This window comes from Aporhodopirellula rubra (assembly GCF_014192335.1).
Lineage (GTDB): Bacteria > Planctomycetota > Planctomycetia > Pirellulales > Pirellulaceae > Rhodopirellula > Rhodopirellula rubra.
The window spans coordinates 1-2,502 of record NZ_JACHXU010000058.1 but is presented as its reverse complement, the minus strand read 5'-3'; the positions used below and the strand labels follow the sequence as shown (position 1 = coordinate 2,502).

Sequence of the window (2,502 nt, the reverse complement as noted above, 5' to 3'; positions counted from 1 at the left end):
GTGAAGCGAATCGAGTTTGTGTTCACTCCAAAGCATGGTAGTTGGCTGAATGTTGCCGAATGTGAACTCAGCGCGATGACGCGACAGTGCCTTTCAGGGCGGCGGATCGGAGAGCTACACGAACTTCAGGAGGAAATCGCCGCTTGGTCCGACTCCATCAACGACAAGCAACGGGGCGTCGACTGGCAATTGCAGATCGGCGAAGCAAGAACCAAACTCGCTCGGCTCTACCCCCAAATTAAGACTGGATGATGCACTAGGGGAATTGTACCAAGGCCATGGCTGGTTGCCAAAGAGCCAAGGTGTGCCGAAGGCCTCAGCGTAAAAGCCATGCTGTCGGACACCACACTTGTGTCAGTTAACCCAAGATTGGCCATTCTCCAGCAGTACTGAGTCCACGAATTCTACGACGTCCTGTTCACTTCCGACATCGTACGATGCCGCAACAGTAAATGCACCGTCGGTCTTAATAGCCTGCGCTGAGCGTGACTCACCAACATAAATCTGGAAACGAGCGTGAATCGAACGAAGGAAACAATCGGCAATTCGGACCAATCGTCGCGTGAGCGTGAATGGCCGTCGGCTCCCCATCGTTCGATCAATAGTTTCTCAAATCGGTCGACGCTAATGCGATCACTAACATCGAAGCCACGATGACGGCGACGTGGGCCACCGGTGTCCATGAATGGAAAATCGTGTTCCATCCGCTTTGCACAAAGGTCAGCTACTTCAATGAAGCCGTTGTTGTATTCTAGAATTGAACTGCAGTGCCGCGGCAGCTCAAACAGCGTTCCAGCGAATCGGGGACAACAGATAAACGAATCGCCCTCAGCGGAAGACGCGAACTCAACAGCATCGGACAGGTCTTCTATGGTTAATTTACACGGGTCCCACCAACCATCGCGTAACCCGGGAATCCAACTTTCCTCACGTAACCGCCCCTGTTCGCGAATGCCGTGACGCACTCCGTCAGGGCTGTGCACTCTGAGCAAGTCGCAGAGTTCGCCACAACCGAGTTGCGTAACGTATTGGGAGTAGCCGACGGGAAGCGTGATGTTGACCGCTTCCAATTCACTGGCAAGGCCCGCAATGGCGTCTTGCGTAACCAAGCCGTCCAACAAAGACACTCGATAAACGTGGTCAAATGCCATACCGCGGTGTCCGACAACGGAAGGTTTTTACGACACCGCCCTAAACGAAGCGAGCGATGTTTGAACTACGAGAATTGTACCAAGGCCTTGGCCCGTTGCCAAAGAGCCAAGGTGTGCCGCAGGCCTAGCGTAAAAACCATGTTGTATGCCCCGGTGCACTACCAAAACAGTATGACATTGGTTGAACGCCCGCTCGGATGATGTTTGGAGCGGCCACATGCCGACATCAACGGAGGTTTTTCACCAAAGTCGATGTCATCCGAGTAGTGGGAATCGCAAGTCGGGCATTGCCAATGTGCATGACAAGTTTCGCCAGCACTTCCGCGTGCCTCTGCGATCACGCAGTCAATCGAGAATTGTGGATCGGAAGAAAACGGTTGCCACCCCAAGGATCGAGCCGAGTCGATCAGCCGGCGAACGAAGCCCGGAGTAATGTCACGAACATCGTACGATGGTGGGTCGGATTCAGGGTGTAGGTACGGATCACGGCAAGGTACGGCAACGGTCAGCCGACAACCGTTGTCGGGTGGCTGAACCACAACGGTAACCATGTCAGTGTCGCCCTGCGAGCGAGCAGATACGGCCCAGCGGAACTCGACGGCATCAATCGTAATCGGGTTGGAGTTGCGTTTTGACAGCGCCATATCGACTAGGGGCATACAACGGAAGGTTTTTACGACACCGCCCTTAACGAAGCGAACGATGTCTGAACTACTAGAGATTGTACCAATGCCAGCCCGCGTGACCAACTAAGGAGGGTGTGCCGCAGGCCTAGCGTAAAAACCATGTTAGGCGACCATGCGCAACGCAACGGCTCGCATCACGTTACTGGCAGTCATCTGGCCCCAAACGGGATCGTCGTCGGGAACGTCTCCAGAAACCACGATTCTGTCAGTCGGCGAGAGCGAAACCACAGAAGTTGCAAAGGCGGTAGCGAGAATCTCGTGTCGCATCGAATTGACACCGATTTCCGGAAAGGCAAGAACGCGGCGGAACGCCTCAGTAGGTGGAGCGAAGCATTTGCATGGGGCGTTAAGCCAGTCGGAATCAGCGGAAATGATCCACCAGTCGTCGAAGCGAAAAGCGCGAGTGTCGGATGCGCCAAGGACGATTGCGTCGTTTGCGATTGCACCTGCAATGACGGCAGCGGTCGGCGTGGCCAGTCCAGTGTACATTTTGGGGTTCGAGCGAACGTGCTCCAGTGCATCGAGTTTCTGGAGGTCATCCGCCGAGTACTGCATTTGGTTTGGTCGCCTAACGGAAGGTTTTTACGACACCGCTTCTCTCCGAAGCCAGAAAGCGTCGCAACACCAAACAGTTTACCAGACAGAAACCACGTTGCCAAAGAGGC

3 protein-coding genes and 1 pseudogene are annotated in these 2,502 nt (G+C 54.5%); 1 reads left to right on the top strand and 3 read right to left on the bottom strand.

All coding sequences use genetic code 11. The features are described from left to right. Positions 1-252, top strand: a pseudogene (locus FHS27_RS30530) (IS630 family transposase); the annotation flags it as partial. Between the two features lie 152 nt (positions 253-404). On the opposite strand, the gene FHS27_RS30525 reads toward FHS27_RS30530, so the two are convergent. The 3 genes from FHS27_RS30525 to FHS27_RS30515 form a co-directional block, all read right to left on the bottom strand. Beyond that, the gene (locus FHS27_RS30525; RefSeq protein WP_184310223.1) at positions 405-1,151 is read right to left on the bottom strand and encodes a hypothetical protein; all 747 of its coding nucleotides are present in this window, start codon (positions 1,149-1,151) and stop codon (positions 405-407) included. 158 nt (positions 1,152-1,309) lie between these two features. Then, on the bottom strand, positions 1,310-1,795 hold the full coding sequence (locus FHS27_RS30520) for a hypothetical protein (protein ID WP_184310221.1): 486 nt from the start codon (positions 1,793-1,795) through the stop codon (positions 1,310-1,312). 144 nt (positions 1,796-1,939) lie between these two features. Next, positions 1,940-2,326: a hypothetical protein gene (locus FHS27_RS30515; protein ID WP_184310219.1), complete on the bottom strand. Its 387-nt coding sequence runs from the start codon at positions 2,324-2,326 to the stop codon at positions 1,940-1,942. Positions 2,327-2,502 lie beyond the last annotated feature (176 nt).